This window comes from Citrobacter freundii complex sp. CFNIH9, from assembly GCF_002903305.1.
In the GTDB taxonomy this organism is placed as follows: domain Bacteria; phylum Pseudomonadota; class Gammaproteobacteria; order Enterobacterales; family Enterobacteriaceae; genus Citrobacter; species Citrobacter portucalensis.
Window position 1 is genome coordinate 4,715,262 of the sequence record NZ_CP026238.1, and the last position, 15,899, is coordinate 4,731,160.

Annotated in this window: 13 protein-coding genes and 1 pseudogene; 5 read left to right on the forward strand and 9 right to left on the reverse strand. The window is 52.9% G+C overall.

Features of this window, described 5'->3' with window-relative positions:
• Positions 1 to 86: 86 nt before the first annotated feature.
• Positions 87 to 710, reverse strand: a pseudogene (locus tag C2U43_RS23810) (ammonia-forming cytochrome c nitrite reductase subunit c552); the annotation flags it as partial.
• A 434-nt stretch (positions 711 to 1,144) separates the two neighbouring features.
• On the opposite strand from C2U43_RS23810, the gene acs reads away from it, so the two are divergent.
• The 3 genes from acs to actP all read left to right on the forward strand — a co-directional run bounded on the left by acs (position 1,145) and on the right by actP (position 5,306).
• The gene (gene acs, locus C2U43_RS23815; protein WP_103285884.1) at positions 1,145 to 3,103 is read left to right on the forward strand and encodes an acetate--CoA ligase; all 1,959 of its coding nucleotides are present in this window, start codon (positions 1,145 to 1,147) and stop codon (positions 3,101 to 3,103) included.
• 242 nt (positions 3,104 to 3,345) lie between these two features.
• Positions 3,346 to 3,660, forward strand: a complete 315-nt coding sequence (locus tag C2U43_RS23820) for a DUF485 domain-containing protein (protein WP_003031750.1) — start codon at positions 3,346 to 3,348, stop codon at positions 3,658 to 3,660.
• On the forward strand, positions 3,657 to 5,306 hold the full coding sequence (actP, locus tag C2U43_RS23825) for a cation/acetate symporter ActP (RefSeq protein WP_008786931.1): 1,650 nt from the start codon (positions 3,657 to 3,659) through the stop codon (positions 5,304 to 5,306). The genes C2U43_RS23820 and actP overlap by 4 nt, the downstream gene beginning before the upstream one ends.
• Positions 5,307 to 5,351: 45 nt before the next feature.
• On the opposite strand, the gene C2U43_RS23830 is transcribed toward actP, so the two are convergent.
• Complete coding sequence (locus C2U43_RS23830) at positions 5,352 to 6,041, reverse strand: LrgB family protein (protein WP_003031745.1); 690 nt, start codon at positions 6,039 to 6,041, stop codon at positions 5,352 to 5,354.
• Entirely contained in the window at positions 6,034 to 6,444 is a 411-nt protein-coding gene (locus C2U43_RS23835) for a CidA/LrgA family protein (protein ID WP_003826638.1), read from the reverse strand. The genes C2U43_RS23830 and C2U43_RS23835 overlap by 8 nt, the downstream gene beginning before the upstream one ends.
• Positions 6,445 to 6,545: 101 nt before the next feature.
• Here C2U43_RS23835 and C2U43_RS23840 point away from each other — a divergent pair, with 101 nt between their 5' ends.
• A complete protein-coding gene (locus tag C2U43_RS23840; RefSeq protein ID WP_032942105.1) occupies positions 6,546 to 7,436 on the forward strand; it encodes a LysR family transcriptional regulator in 891 nt (296 codons plus the stop codon).
• A gap of 76 nt (positions 7,437 to 7,512) precedes the next feature.
• On the opposite strand, the gene C2U43_RS23845 is transcribed toward C2U43_RS23840, so the two are convergent.
• The 4 genes from C2U43_RS23845 to soxR all read right to left on the reverse strand — a co-directional run bounded on the left by C2U43_RS23845 (position 7,513) and on the right by soxR (position 12,447).
• Positions 7,513 to 8,004 (reverse strand): REP-associated tyrosine transposase, encoded by a 492-nt coding sequence (locus C2U43_RS23845; RefSeq protein WP_032942104.1) that lies wholly within the window; start codon positions 8,002 to 8,004, stop codon positions 7,513 to 7,515.
• A 222-nt stretch (positions 8,005 to 8,226) separates the two neighbouring features.
• Positions 8,227 to 9,873, reverse strand: a complete 1,647-nt coding sequence (locus tag C2U43_RS23850) for a Na+/H+ antiporter (protein WP_003826634.1) — start codon at positions 9,871 to 9,873, stop codon at positions 8,227 to 8,229.
• A 157-nt stretch (positions 9,874 to 10,030) separates the two neighbouring features.
• A complete protein-coding gene (ghxP, locus tag C2U43_RS23855) occupies positions 10,031 to 11,380 on the reverse strand; it encodes a guanine/hypoxanthine transporter GhxP (RefSeq protein WP_003826632.1) in 1,350 nt (449 codons plus the stop codon).
• 608 nt (positions 11,381 to 11,988) lie between these two features.
• Positions 11,989 to 12,447 carry a redox-sensitive transcriptional activator SoxR gene (gene soxR / locus C2U43_RS23865; RefSeq protein WP_003826630.1) on the reverse strand — a complete coding sequence of 153 codons (459 nt, stop codon included), beginning with the start codon at positions 12,445 to 12,447 and terminating at the stop codon, positions 11,989 to 11,991.
• A gap of 86 nt (positions 12,448 to 12,533) precedes the next feature.
• Here soxR and soxS point away from each other — a divergent pair, with 86 nt between their 5' ends.
• The gene (gene soxS, locus C2U43_RS23870) at positions 12,534 to 12,857 is read left to right on the forward strand and encodes a superoxide response transcriptional regulator SoxS (RefSeq protein WP_003031731.1); all 324 of its coding nucleotides are present in this window, start codon (positions 12,534 to 12,536) and stop codon (positions 12,855 to 12,857) included.
• Positions 12,858 to 12,859: 2 nt separating this feature from the next.
• Here soxS and C2U43_RS23875 read toward each other — a convergent pair whose 3' ends face one another.
• Complete coding sequence (locus C2U43_RS23875) at positions 12,860 to 14,446, reverse strand: EAL domain-containing protein (protein WP_048236344.1); 1,587 nt, start codon at positions 14,444 to 14,446, stop codon at positions 12,860 to 12,862.
• A 244-nt stretch (positions 14,447 to 14,690) separates the two neighbouring features.
• The gene (locus C2U43_RS23880; protein WP_000019450.1) at positions 14,691 to 15,671 is read right to left on the reverse strand and encodes an IS5-like element ISKpn26 family transposase; all 981 of its coding nucleotides are present in this window, start codon (positions 15,669 to 15,671) and stop codon (positions 14,691 to 14,693) included.
• Between the last annotated feature and the right edge of the window lie 228 nt (positions 15,672 to 15,899).

A 15,899-nucleotide genomic window follows, 5' to 3' on the forward strand; every position in this document is an offset into this window, starting at 1 on the left:
CCCGGTAGTTTAAACGGACCAGTGAAGCTTACCATAGCGCGGACATCTGAATTGAGCCACAGGCGGACATTACTATTGAGCCATTACACCATGGATTGCTGGTCAAAGCGACCGGCTTTCTCAAACGGTTTACCGATGGCTTCCATCGCGCGTTCTGCATAAGGACGCGACAGGGTCAGTTCTGGCTTGCCTTTGGCGAAGTCTGGTGACGCGGTATTATGGCAATCCGCACAACCGAGGTTGTTAACAATTTCCGGACCGCCGCGCGCCCATTTACCGTGGAAGTAGCCATCTTCACCGTCTTTCTGGATAAGACGCGCTACGTCCGGGCTTTTACAGCTCCAGCAGGCCATCGGCAACGGACCATCTTCTGCCGTTTTTGGTGCGCCGGTACGTAAGGTTTCACGGACATCGGTCACGGCATACGCGTGTCCCCGCGGTTTGTTGTAATCGCGCGAGAATGGGTATCCCGCCCACAGGATCACCAGACGCGGATCTTCTGCCAGTGCATCTTCACGGGCTGATTGCTCAGACGTGGCTTTCCAGGAGAGATATTGATCGGGATGCTGAGGTGCGAAGGTTTCATTCTTCGCTTCAACGGTGACGGTTTTTGCAGGTACAGAAGTTTGTTCAGCGTGAACAGCAGAAATAAATAATAAAGGTAATAACAGGCTGAAGAAACGGCGTACGCGTGATTTTATCCTTGCCATAGGGGTCTCATCCAGATGACGCCATTATCTGCAATGGCGGTTCTTTTATTGTTTTCCACAACAGCAACCACACGAATACTGTCATGACATTGCTCCACCCTATTTGTAACAAGAAACCACACTGAAAATGTTGTTTTTAATCAATTGTAAGTGTATGTAAAATACCACTTTAGAGTTATAACACCCCTCTAATCTCTCACTCTTTTGTCTAATTCAGAGACAGATCACCTTTTCAACAATCCTTTAGATAACTGCATGTTATCGCGAGATTTAATCAATTTTTGCTAGTTCCCTTCAAAATTCAGTTTGTCGCTAATTTGCACAATTCGTTTATTGCGTGATCTGCCGCGCAAATACTAAACAAAACTCTCAAAGCCCCTACATTTAACGTTTATGAGACATATTATTAACATCCTACAAGGAGAACAAAAGCCATGAGCCAAATACATAAACACGCTATTCCCGCAAACATTGCGGATCGTTGCCTGATAAATCCGGAGCAGTACGCAGAGAAATACCAGCAATCCATTAACGAACCCGACACATTTTGGGGCGAGCAGGGAAAGATTCTTGATTGGATCAAGCCGTACAGCCAGGTGAAGAACACCTCCTTCGCACCAGGCAACGTGTCTATTAAATGGTACGAAGACGGCACCCTGAACCTGGCCGCAAACTGCCTTGACCGCCATCTGCAGGCAAACGGCGATCGTACCGCCATTATCTGGGAAGGCGATGACGCTACCCAAAGCAAAAACATTACCTATCGCGAGTTGCATCGCGATGTCTGCCGTTTCGCCAATACGCTACTGGATTTAGGCATTAAAAAAGGTGACGTGGTGGCCATTTATATGCCGATGGTGCCAGAAGCTGCGGTTGCCATGCTGGCCTGTGCCCGCATAGGGGCCGTGCATTCTGTCATCTTCGGTGGTTTCTCACCGGAAGCCGTCGCCGGACGTATCATCGACTCTAATTCACGCCTGGTGATCACCGCCGATGAAGGCGTACGCGCCGGACGCGCTATCCCGTTGAAAAAGAACGTCGATGATGCGCTGAAAAACCCGAACGTGAAAACCGTTGAACATGTGGTCGTCCTCAAACGTACCGGTGGTAAAACGGAGTGGCAGGAAGGCCGTGACCTGTGGTGGTCCGATCTTATCGAGAAAGCCAGCTCAGAACACCAACCGGAAGAGATGAACGCGGAAGATCCGCTGTTTATCCTGTATACCTCCGGTTCAACCGGCAAGCCGAAAGGCGTGCTGCACACTACCGGCGGGTATCTGGTCTACGCTGCAACCACCTTTAAGTACGTGTTTGATTACCATCAGGGCGATATCTATTGGTGTACCGCTGACGTGGGTTGGGTAACCGGACACAGCTACCTGCTGTACGGCCCGCTGGCCTGCGGCGCAACCACGCTGATGTTCGAAGGCGTACCAAACTGGCCAACGCCTGCGCGTATGTCGCAGGTTGTGGACAAGCACCAGGTCAATATTCTGTATACCGCACCGACCGCCATTCGCGCACTGATGGCAGAAGGCGACAAAGCGATTGAAGGTACTGACCGTTCGTCGCTGCGTATCCTGGGTTCCGTTGGCGAGCCGATCAACCCGGAAGCGTGGGAGTGGTACTGGAAGAAGATCGGCAACGAAAAATGTCCGGTCGTCGATACCTGGTGGCAGACCGAAACCGGGGGATTCATGATCACCCCACTGCCGGGCGCTACCGAGCTGAAAGCCGGTTCTGCAACCCGTCCGTTCTTTGGCGTACAGCCTGCGATTGTCGATAACGAAGGTAATCCACTGGAAGGCGCGACGGAAGGTAACCTGGTGATTACCGACTCGTGGCCAGGCCAGGCGAGAACGCTGTTTGGCGATCACGAACGCTTTGAGCAAACCTACTTCTCTACCTTCAAGAATATGTACTTCAGCGGCGACGGCGCGCGCCGTGACGAAGATGGCTATTACTGGATCACCGGACGTGTGGACGATGTGCTGAACGTCTCTGGCCACCGTCTGGGAACGGCTGAAATCGAATCAGCGCTGGTGTCGCATCCGAAGATTGCCGAAGCCGCGGTGGTGGGAATTCCGCATAATATTAAAGGCCAGGCGATCTACGCCTACGTCACGCTGAATCACGGTGAAGAGCCGTCACCTGAGTTGTACGCCGAGGTTCGCAACTGGGTGCGTAAAGAAATTGGTCCGTTGGCAACGCCAGACGTGCTGCACTGGACCGACTCACTGCCGAAAACCCGCTCCGGCAAAATCATGCGCCGCATCCTGCGCAAAATCGCGGCGGGCGATACCAGCAATCTGGGCGATACCTCGACCCTCGCCGATCCTGGCGTCGTGGAGAAACTGCTCGAAGAGAAGCAGGCCATCGCGATGCCATCATAACAAAGTCCTGAAAATGCCGGATGGCGACGCGAAAGCGTCTTATCCGGCCTACAAATCTGACCCTACCCTCTCTTCACCGGGAGGGAAATATAAAAAACCTCCCCCAAAGGATTTCGTGTTACAGGAAGGCGGCAAGCAAGCACATCCCCAAGAGCATAGTTCACTATGTGACTGGGGTGGGCAAGTGCGGCCAACGAACTTGTAGCACGAAAGACGCAGGGGGACCTCTGGAGAGCTCTGTGATGAATGACCAAATTTATCAGCGGATAGAAGACAGTGCGCGTTTCAGGGAGTTAGTAGAAAAACGGCAACGGTTTGCCACCATTCTGTCCATCATCATGCTGGCAGTTTATATCAGCTTTATATTATTGATTGCCTTTGCGCCGGGCTGGCTGGGTACTCCGCTACACGCGGGAACCAGCGTCACCCGCGGTATTCCGATTGGGGTCGGTGTGATCCTTATCTCCTTCATCCTGACCGGGATCTACATCTGGCGGGCAAACGGTGAATTCGATCGCCTGAACAATGCGGTTTTGCACGAGGTTAAAGCATCATGAAGAGAGTCCTGACGGCGCTTGCCGCCACGCTGCCCTTCGCCGCAAACGCGGCGGATGCTATTAGCGGTGCAGTCCAACGCCAGCCAACCAACTGGCAGGCGATTATTATGTTCCTGATTTTCGTCATCTTTACGCTCGGCATTACCTACTGGGCGTCTAAGCGCGTACGTTCACGTAATGATTACTACACCGCTGGCGGTAACATCACCGGTTTCCAGAACGGGCTGGCGATTGCGGGCGACTATATGTCGGCGGCATCGTTCCTCGGGATTTCCGCGTTGGTCTTTACCTCCGGTTATGACGGGCTGATCTATTCACTCGGCTTCCTGGTCGGCTGGCCAATTATCCTGTTCCTGATTGCTGAGCGTTTGCGTAACCTGGGTCGTTACACCTTTGCAGACGTTGCGTCTTATCGTCTGAAGCAAGGGCCAATCCGTATTCTGTCCGCCTGTGGTTCCCTGGTGGTGGTTGCGCTGTATCTGATCGCGCAGATGGTTGGTGCAGGTAAGCTGATTGAGCTGCTGTTTGGTCTGAACTATCACATCGCTGTCGTACTGGTTGGCGTGCTGATGATGATGTACGTTTTGTTTGGCGGCATGTTGGCGACCACCTGGGTACAGATCATCAAAGCCGTACTGTTGCTGTTCGGTGCCAGCTTTATGGCCTTTATGGTGATGAAGCACGTCGGCTTTAGCTTCAATAATCTGTTCACCGAAGCGATGGCGGTACATCCGAAAGGTTCAGCCATTATGAGCCCGGGCGGGTTGGTAAAAGACCCAATCTCCGCACTGTCGTTAGGTCTCGGCCTGATGTTTGGTACGGCGGGCTTGCCGCACATCCTGATGCGCTTCTTCACGGTTAGCGATGCCCGTGAAGCACGTAAGAGTGTGTTCTACGCCACCGGTTTTATGGGTTATTTCTATATCCTGACCTTTATCATCGGCTTTGGCGCAATCATGCTGGTAGGTGCAAATCCGGCGTACAAAGATGCTGCGGGCGCGCTGATTGGCGGTAATAACATGGCGGCGGTTCACCTGGCGAATGCGGTGGGCGGTAACCTGTTCCTCGGCTTCATCTCAGCCGTGGCGTTTGCCACCATTCTGGCGGTGGTTGCCGGTCTGACTCTGGCGGGCGCATCGGCAGTGTCTCACGACCTGTACGCCAACGTGTTCCGCAAAGGCGCCACCGAACGTGAAGAGCTGCGGGTTTCGAAAATCACCGTGCTGGTGCTGGGCGTGATTGCCATCGTGCTCGGCGTGCTGTTCGAAAACCAGAACATCGCCTTCATGGTCGGCCTGGCGTTCGCCATCGCGGCGAGCTGTAACTTCCCCATCATTCTGCTCTCTATGTACTGGTCGAAACTGACCACGCGTGGCGCAATGTTGGGTGGCTGGTTAGGCCTGCTGACGGCAGTGGTGCTGATGATTCTTGGTCCAACGATTTGGGTCCAGATCCTCGGTCACGAAAAAGCCATTTTCCCGTATGAGTATCCGGCGCTGTTCTCCATCAGCGTAGCATTCCTCGGGATCTGGTTCTTCTCTGCCACCGACAACTCAGAAGAAGGTAACCGCGAACGCGAGCAGTTCCGTGCTCAGTTTATCCGTTCCCAGACCGGGTACGGTGTAGAACAAGGTCGCGCGCACTAACTTCCCTTCTCCTCCGGCTTTCAGGCCGGAGGATTACATCCTTTCTCAGAACATCAGCCTCGCCACCAGCGGTGCCACCAGCACCATCACCACGCCGGAAAGCATCATCACCAGGCTGGCAACGACACCCTCCTGCTGACCGAGTTCATAAGAGCGTGCCGTGCCCGCACCGTGCGATGCTGCACCAAATCCTGCGCCTTTCGCCATCCCTTCACGAATAGAAAGCCGTAAAAACAGCACATCGCCGACCGCCATACCAAATACGCCAGTCACCACCACGAACAATGCCACCAGGTCCGGCTGCCCGCCCAACGGTTCTGCCGCCGCCAGCGCAAACGGTGTGGTGACGGAGCGCACCGCCAGACTGCGTTGGATCTCATCAGGCAACATAAACAGGCGCGCCAGCCATACGGAACTGGTGACGGCCACCAGCGTTGCCGTTACCACGCCCGCCGTCAGCGACATCCAGTGACGCTTAATCACGGCAAGGTTGTCATACACCGGAACAGCAAACGCAATGGTCGCTGGGCCTAACAACCACAGCAACCAGTGCGATTCACCGATATAGTTTTGCCAGGAGATATGGCCGAAGACCAGCATCAGTACCAGCAGGGCCGGGGTGAGAACTAATGGCATTAGGGGTAATTTACGAAAACGGCGATACAGGCGCTTATTGGCAAAGTAGATACCCAGCGTAATCACCAGACACAATACGCTTAGCTGGAAATTACTCACGGTTTAGCCTGCGCATTTCATAGCGATACACTTTATCCACCACCCACGCCGTTGCGCCGAGCACCATCAGCGTACTGATCGCAATCACGGCAAATATACGCCAGCCATCAACCAGCAACAGCTGCGTGTAGTTCACAACGGCGACCACCGCCGGAACAAAAAACAGCAGCATTTCAGCCAGTAACCAGCGAGCACCTGCGCGAATCCAGTTCAGCGGGATAACCCGGCAGACAATTAACGCCAGCATCAGCACCATCCCGACCAGGTTGGCAGGAAGCGGTAGATGCAGCCAGGAGACAAGATATTGAGCAAATACAAAGAGACCTGCGTACAACAGAACCTGAACGGGGATCTGGAGTCGATGAATAACGGCAGGCGTCACGCGGCTTATCGCCACAGCCATGAGGGTATGTCCTTAAAAAATAGAGAGCGCCAGTATAGAGAGCCCCCGTCTAGGACTGAAATGAATTAAACTCATTGCAGGCATAGTCTTAAGGAATAATCATGGATATCAGAACGCTGCGATATTTTGTTGAGGTGGTTCGTCAGCAGAGCTTTACCCGCGCAGCGGAGAAGCTTTTTGTCACCCAGCCCACCATCAGCAAGATGTTGAAGAACCTTGAAGACGAGCTTAACTGCACGCTGTTAATCCGCGACGGTCGGCGACTGCTGTTAACCGACACCGGGCAGGTCGTTTTCGAACGCGGCCTGGCGATCCTTGCCGAGTTTCGCCAGCTTGAAGCGGAACTCAGTGACATTAATCACCTCAACAAGGGCGTGCTGCGCCTCGGTATCCCGCCCATGGTGGGGATGTTGATGGCCGGGCCGATCGGCCTGTTTCGCCAGCGCTATCCCGGCGTTGAGCTGAAGGTCTCTGAATTTGGCGGCTTAACCGTTCAGCAGGCGGTAATGAACGGTGACCTGGATGTCGCGATGACCGCGCTGCCAGTTGAAGAAGAGAGCGGTCTGGCAACCTTACCGCTTTTTAGCCATCCACTCTGCGTGTTGGTTCCTCGCTCCGGTCAGTGGACAACGTGCGAATCCATTTCCCCCGAGGCGCTGGCGGAACATCCGCTGCTTATCTACAACGAAGATTTCGCGTTGAGCCGCCAATTGCTTGAGCTGTTTAGCCAACACAACGTCAAACCCCGCATCGCGGTGCGCAGCGGGCAGTGGGATTTTCTGGCGGCAATGGTACAAGCCGGAGTCGGGATTGCCATTTTACCGGAGCCGATTTGCCAGCGGCTGGATAAGCAAACGTTGCGCTGGATCCCTCTGGAGAGTGACTTACGCTGGCAGTTGGGCATGATTTGGCGCGAAGGCGTTTATCTGTCGCACAGCGCCCAGGCGTGGCTCAAATGCTGTGAAGGGTTTTGGCTACCGCAAGCGTCGTAAAATGCCGGATGCGGCTAACGCCTTATCCGGCCTACATCGGTATGCCGGTGTTGTAGGCCTGATAAGCGTAGCGCCATCAGGCACGTTCGCCCGCATTAAAATCCATGATTTCACCTGCCCAATCTTGCGGGTACAAACCGTGCCTCACATCACGATGAAATGTTGAAAAAGGCCAAGCCTGTACCTGCTTTACCCAACCGTGCTTCACCGGGTTAATGTAAATATAATCAACATGCTGGCGATAATCATGTTCATCACGGATGGTGTGCTCCCAAAAGCGAGATTGCCAGATATGTCGGGAAGACAATGAGTGGGTGAAATGCTTCTTAATTTCCCGCCAGCGAGAGGAATAATCCGCATCATTGCCAGGTAACGTCCATATACAATGCATATGCTCGGGTAAAACGACCCACGCATTGATGCGAAAAGGCCTAACCTTTTTGACCGCAGCGATTGCACACCGAAGCGCGTGAATGTTGTCTGTCAGAAGGTGGCTTCGACGGTCCTGCAGATTTACCGTAAAAAACCAGGTTCCCCCATTGATGTAATTTCGTCGATAGTTGGACATGTTTCCCCCTTTCCTCAACCGTATGGAGAAAAGAGGGAATCGACAAGAGGGATGGTTTCGTTCAGGAAAGCCGCTCGCAAATTACACGATGAATAATTTCTTGCAGCCAGTTGCGCGGCATTTGGCCCACCCTTCGCCGGATGCGGCTAACGCCTTATCCGGCCTACATCGCTGTTGCCGGTCTTGTAGGCCTGATAAGCGTAGCGCATCAGGCGCTATCGTTTACTGATTCTCAATCAACAGCGCTTCCAGCAAATCCAGGTCGTGCAGTAGTTTTTGCAGCGTTTCATTGCTGATTTCACGCGTGGCGCGCAGGTGATAAAGCTCCGCGCGTTCTGAACGCAGCGCTGCCAGGCGGAAACGTCGCTCGAGGTTTTCTTCCTGCATCGAGCTTTCCACATCGTTGCGCCCGTCGGCGCGTCGGCGCAGGTTACCAATCACGCGTGAACTCACCTCGGTGAGCAACTGGTTATCGATGTTCTCTTCGGTGTCCGCAGCCAGTCGCTCCTCCATTTTCTGGATCGCGACAATCGCCACTTCTGCCGTGGCGGCGCGGGCAATACGTTCCTCTTTCTGCTGCTGCGAGTGGTCTGCCACTTCCAGATGTTGTAGCAGAATCGGCAGCATCACCACGCCGACAAACAGCGAGAACAGGATCACGCCTGCGGCAAGGAAGATCAGCTCATATCGCGCCGGGAAGCCGCTACCGTCCGGTAACAACAGAGGAATGGAGAGTACACCGGCGAGGGTAATGGCCCCGCGTACACCGGCAAAAGAGGCGATCATGATTTCACGCGTCGTCCAGGATCCAAACTCCATCGGTTTTTTCTTCAGGAAGCGCAAACTGAACTTTTTCATGGTCCACAGCCAGCCAAAACGTACCAGCATTAGCGCCACGTAAATCAGCACGACATCGGTAAACAGCATCCAGATTTCAACATTCGGATCGGCCTCGGCCGCCGCCAAAGAAGACTCCAGAATCCCCGGTAACTGTAGCCCTAACAGCAAGAAGACCATGCCGTTAAATACAAACTCCAGCATCGCCCAGGTACTGTTAGCACGTAAACGCATCGCCAGTGGCGCGCGGCGCATCACCCCGGAACGGGTGATCGTCATCCCGGCAGCGACCGCCGCGAGGATACCGGAAACGCCGATATGTTCCGCAATCAGGTAAGACGCAAACGGCAGCAGGAACAGCAGGACGATTTGCGTTGCCGGCTCGTCACCGCCCCAGCGGCTGAGGAAGCGCAGGGAACGGCCGTACAGCCAACTGACGACAAAACCAGCCAGGATGCCGCCAATCGCCACTTTGAAGAACTCAAGCGTTGCGCCACCAACGGTGAATACCATCGTGCCCATCGCCACGGCGACGGCAAACTTCAGAGAGACCAGACCGGAGGCGTCGTTCATCAACGCTTCGCCCTGCAGGATACCCATGATTTTCTTCGGTATACGTCCCTCTCCCACAATGCCGGAAAGTGCGACGGCATCGGTTGGCGATAGCACAGCAGCCAGCGCAAAGGCTGGGATGAGAGGGATCCCCGGCACCAGCCAGTAAATCATAAATCCAATGCCGACCACCGTGACCAGCACCAGCGCCAACGCCAGGCCGAAAATCTCTCGCCCGTGCTCGAGAAACTCACGCGTTGGCGTCTTCCAGCCATCGGCAAAGAGCAGCGGCGGGATGAACAGAACCAGGAACAGCTCAGGATCGAATTCCACATGCAAACCAAACGTCGGCCACGCCAGCAAGGCGCCGATGGCGATCTGCATAAGGGGTAAAGGAAGTTGGAAGGGCAATACGCGAGTAAATACCCCCGACAGCGAGACCACAAGGGTCATGATGAGTATGGTGAAAAAGATTTCCATGCGTTCCCTGTTTGCGATGTTTCTTATGATTGCTAATGAGAGGCGTCGTGCCTCAATTCTATCTAATTGAGAGTAACGCAAAAGACAACGAGTGTGTTCTGAAAATGAAAACGGGCGGCCAAAGCCACCCGTTTTTAGGATCGTCAGAAAATCAGAATCAGATAGCCCAACCGCCGGCGTAGAAGGCCACCAGCGCGATGGCGATCACCACGGTGCCGATGTTCAGTTTGCGCCATTCACCAGAAACGATGCGGCCAATTACCAGGGTAGCAAAGCCAATCATGATGCCGGTAACGATGTTACAGGTCAGCACGATAAATACGGCCGTAACCAGTCCTGCCATTGCGTCGACAAAGTCAGCGAAATCGATTTTCGCGACGTTGCTCAGCATCAACAGACCCACATACATCAGCGCAGGTGCCGTTGCGTACACAGGTACAAGATAAGAGAGCGGAGAGAGGAACAGGATCAGCAGGAACAGTACGCCAACGGTGATCGCTGTCAGGCCAGTTTTACCGCCTGCCGCCGTACCCGCTGCGGATTCAATGTAAACCGCCGCCGGAGCTGCACCCACCAGACCAGAGAACACACTGCTCAGGGAGTCAGTGGTCAGCGCCTTGCCACCGTCGATAATCTGTCCGTCTTTATCCAGCAGATTCGCCTGTCCGGCTACCGCGCGGATGGTTCCGGTTGCATCGAAGACAGCGGTCATGACCAGCGCCAGCACGCTCGGCAGGACAATCGGGTTCAGTGCCCCCATGATATCCAGGCTGCCGATCAGCGAGTTGCCGTTTTCATCACTCAGAGACGGCATGGCAAAAATGCCGGAGAAATGCACTGCCGGGTCGAAAATCAGACCAACCACTGAAATACCGATAATGGTCAGCAGAATGCCACCCGGTACTTTCAGTTTTTCGAGGCCAATAATCACCGCCAGACCAATTAACGACATAATGACCGGGAAGGTATCGAAGTCACCCAGCGCAACCGGCAGGCCGTCCAGCGGGTTCTTAATTACCAGACCGACACCGTTTGCCGCAATCAGCAGCAGGAACAGGCCGATACCAATCCCCGTACCATGCGCAACGCCCTGCGGCAGATTGCGCAGGATCCAGCTACGGATACCGGTCGCGGAAATGATGGTAAACAGGACCCCCATCAGGAACACCGCACCCAGCGCAACGGGCACGCTAATATGTTGGCCCAGCACCAGGCTGAATGCGGTAAATGCGGTCAGAGAAATGGCGCAACCAATTGCCAGCGGCAGGTTTGCCCACAGGCCCATCACAATAGAACCGACGCCCGCGACCAGACAGGTCGCCACAAATACAGCAGCAGGTGGGAACCCGGCTTTACCCAGCATCCCCGGAACCACGATAACGGAGTAGACCATGGCCAGGAAGGTCGTTAATCCGGCAACGACTTCCTGACGAACGGTACTGCCGCGGAGCGAAATTTTAAACCAGGCGTCGAGTGAACCGCCGGTACGCGCTGAAGGCGTAGACATAGAAAACATCCCCTGAGAGTTTATTTTTTCGTCATTATGCGTGCTGGACAATCCACTGCCTGCTAAACGTTTTCTCCATGTGCCAGGTTTGCGTCAATAGGGGTGTCGCAAAAAAGCAAACGTTTAGCTCCGCGCATAAAAAACGGGTGGTAAAAAAAAGCAAACGATTATCCAGCGATCATACGCTGGTTTTCAACTGAACTTTGCCGCTTTTTACTCATTTCTTCTTATAACGCGCAAGAAATAACCAGTCGATGCGCAAACGTTATCGTCAATGCGCAATTTGGCAACAAATTTCGCGGAGTGATTACATCATCGGCGTGTTTATTTCGCGCAACTCGCGCAAGAAAACAGGTGAAGATGCGTAAAATTTTTTGGCTAAAAAATCACCATTTCACTGGCAAATGGAGGGAGGTGGCTTACACTTACATTATCAACACAGGCCGGAACCTCCCCTAATGTGCTCGACTGAGGGGTGTTGATGTCGGGGGAAACCCTCCCGTGAACCAGCGGGATAGAGTGAAAGACAAAGACCGGAACCAAACTAAAGCGCCCTCTGTGGCGCTTTAGTTTTATACCCTTCATACCCGTCACATATTTTAAACCAATTAATCATCTTCCAGCAGGCGCGCTCCGGTCCCCTGCTCGCCAAGCTGATCGCCTGGGTTACGCAACGGGCAATCGCTGCGTGACAAGCATCCGCAACCAATACACCCATCCAGCTCATCGCGTAGCGCCACCAAAGTATGGATGCGTCGGTCCAGTTCTTCACGCCATTGCGAAGAGAGCTGCTTCCACTCTTTGGCACTAAGCGAATGCCCCTCAGGTAATACACCTAACGCGTCACCGATCGTGGCCAGCGGGATCCCGATGCGTTGAGCAATCTTGATTATCGCGACGTAACGCAACACATCACGTTTGTATCGCCGCTGATTGCCGCTGTTGCGCATGCTACTGATTAACCCTTTGCTTTCATAGAAATGCAGGGTCGATACCGCCACGCCGCTACGTTTGGCGACTTCACCTGGTGTGAGCAGCGCTTTTATCCGGGGTAATTTCTTTTCCATAAATCGCTTTACCTCAAGTTAACTTGAGGAATTATACTCGCCCACAGACAAAACGACGAATCGAATACTGAGAAAGAGGCAGCCCTATGTCCCATCAGCAGATTATTCAGACCCTTATTGAATGGATTGATGAACATATCGATCAACCGCTCAACATTGAGGCGGTGGCGAAAAAATCAGGTTACTCGAAGTGGTATTTACAAAGAATGTTCCGCACGGTGACGCGCCAGACCTTGGGTGACTACATCCGCCAGCGTCGACTTTTGCTGGCCGCCGTTGAACTACGGACAACTGAGCGACCTATTTTTGATATCGCGATGGATCTTGGTTATGTGTCGCAACAAACCTTCTCGCGTGTGTTTCGCCGCGAATTTGATCGTACTCCCAGCGACTACCGCCATCGTCTGTAAGATTATTGCCCGCTCTGCGTCAGTATGGCGGGCGACCGTTGTATCCAGTGCATGAACTCCTGCGGCGGCAGCGCCTTCGCAAAATACCAGCCCTGACAATACTGTACGCCGCGTTCAAGCAGCCATTCGATTTGCTCCTTCGTTTCCACCCCTTCCGCAATCGTCTTCAGGTGTAAGCTTTGTGCCATCTCAATAATATGTTCGGCAATCAAGTGACTGGTGCTGTTAGTGGATAACGTGCTAATAAACGATTTGTCGATCTTCAGGATATCGACATTCAGCGCTGACAAATTATGCAGATTGGAATATCCCGTGCCAAAATCATCAAATGCCACTTCATAACCCGCTTTGCGGAACGCTTGGATTACGGGGGTCATTTTATGTACATCTATGAACCCACGCTCGGTCACTTCGACTTTAATTTGCTGGGCCGCCACGGAGTACTCACGATTTTTGTCGTTAATCAGAGCAATCAATCGGGATGAATGAAAGTCAGAAGCGGAAAGGTTAATCGATATAGAAAGCTGAGGATGCGCCGAAAGAAAATACCCCAAATCGTTGAACACCTCTTCAACGACATAATCCGTGATCCGCTCAATCATTCCCTCTTTTTCAGCCAGTGGAATAAACTCCGTCGGGCTCATCACCTCACCTTTACAGCCCGGCCAGCGCAGCAGAGCTTCAGCACCAACACATTGCCCATTTTTAATATCAATAATCGGCTGGTAATGCAGGCAAAGCTGACGTTTTTTGATCGCGCGTTTTAATAAGCGCCGGGGAGATAAGTATTCCTGGCGCGTGCGCCACCACATTAGCAGTATCAGGATGCTGCAGATAATCCCGAAGGGAATGGTTAATGCCGCCTCGTGATAGAAAATCTGACTTACGCGGTTGTCTGAGGTCGACACAATAATCGCAATTGGACGTTTTTCTGAATGCACGATGGTGTAGAAGCGATCGTCTTGTTGAAAGGTCGAGGCTTCACCGCGTATGAGCGGTGCGAATTGCGCAATATTTGCCGCTTCGCTGGCAGAGAAAAACGTATCCGTTACTGTGTCATACACGCCCCAGGAGAGATCCGGATCATCTGACATGACTTCGCTGTAGGACAATGGATTGATGACTGCGACGTAGTTTCCGCGTTGCATGTACGTCATTCTGTAGCCAGCGAAAAAAGGGGTATCGCGGTAGTAATAGATGGCGATATCCGGCGTACGTTTATAATCGGCTGTCGGCATAATATAAGTAACAGGCGGCGCCATCGACGTAGAGCACAAAAAGTGATCGCCCTGCGCATAAATTAGCTCACTGATATATAAACGACCGCGAATAATATTTAGCATACTTTTCTGATGTGCCGGGGTACACATCTTACCCTGATACAACTGGGCCATATCACGCGCCAAATCAGCTTGTAGGATCACCAATTCTGTTTTATTTAACACCAGTTGAGCAAAAGAGCGGAGTTGGCTATGGGTTTCGGTCATCGCCCGGATGTGCGCAAACCATATCGCCAGCACCACGGGGAACAATACCACCATGAATGTTCCCAGGAACTTCAGCATCTTGCGTCGCGCACTGTGATTCATGTCAGCCCTATTTCCCTGTTTCGTATATGCCAGAACCCATCAAGGCAGGATGCTATAAACACCGACTGATTAAGTTGCATGAATCTATCAGTATTAGGGAAGGTGCGAATAAGCAGGTCATTTCTTCCCAAGCTGACTCGCTGATTAAAATTTCGCGGATCTGGGCCGATTTTTTTCCCGCAAACACATCGAATCAGCCTATTTAGGCTATTTTTTCCACCATTTCTGGCGTTATTTCCGGTTTTTACTGAGATCTCTCCCACTGACGTATCATTTGGTCCACCCGAAACAGGTTGGCCAGGGTGAATAACATCGCCAGTTGGTTATCGTTTTTCAGCAGCCCTTTGTATCTGGCTTTCACGAAGCCGAACTGCCGCTTGATGATGCGAAACGGGTGCTCCACCCTGGCACGGATGCTGGCTTTCATGTATTCGATGTTGATGGCCGTTTTGTTCTTGCGCGGATGCTGCTTCAAGGTTTTTACCCTGCCGGGACGCTCGGCGATCAGCCAGTCCACATCCACCTCGGCCAGCTCCTCGCGCTGTGGCGCTCCTTGGTAGCCGGCATCGGCTGAGACAAATTGCTCCTCTCCATGAAGCAGATTACCCAGCTGATTGAGGTCATGCTCGTTGGCCGCGGTGGTGACTAGGCTGTGGGTCAGGCCACTCTTGGCATCGACACCAATGTGGGCCTTCATGCCAAAGTGCCACTGATTGCCTTTCTTGGTCTGATGCATCTCCGGATCGCGTTGCTGCTCTTTGTTCTTGGTAGAGCTGGGTGCCTCAATGATGGTGGCATCCACCAAAGTGCCTTGGGTCATCATGACGCCTGCTTCGGCCAGCCAGCGATTGATGGTCTTGAACAATTGACGGGCCAGTTGATGCTGCTCGAGCAGGTGGCGGAAATTCATGATGGTGGTGCGATCCGGCAGGGCGCTATCCAGGGATAATCGGGCAAACAGGCGCATGGAGGCGATTTCGTACAGGGCATCTTCCATGGCACCGTCGCTCAGGTTGTACCAATGCTGCATGCAGTGAATACGCAGCATGGTCTCCAGCGGATAGGGCCGTCGGCCATTGCCCGCCTTGGGATAAAACGGCTCGATGACAGCGGTCATATTCTGCCATGGCAGAATCTGCTCCATGCGGGAGAGGAAAATCTCTTTTCGGGTCTGACGGCGCTTAGTGCTGAATTCACTATCGGCGAAGGTGAGTTGATGGCTCATGATGTCCCTCTGGGATGCGCTCCGGATGAATATGATGATCTCATATCAGGAACTTGTTCGCACCTTCCTTAGCAACAGACTTCTCTATGTAAAAGTCTGATAATAGTTGATGATGATATTATTTTTCCGTAAGGCAAACTTAAAGTTATGCTTATTTCATAACGTTATTATCCCCACGGAGTAATTTTTTATGAGCATTATCCTGGCTGCATTTAAGAAATTCATTAA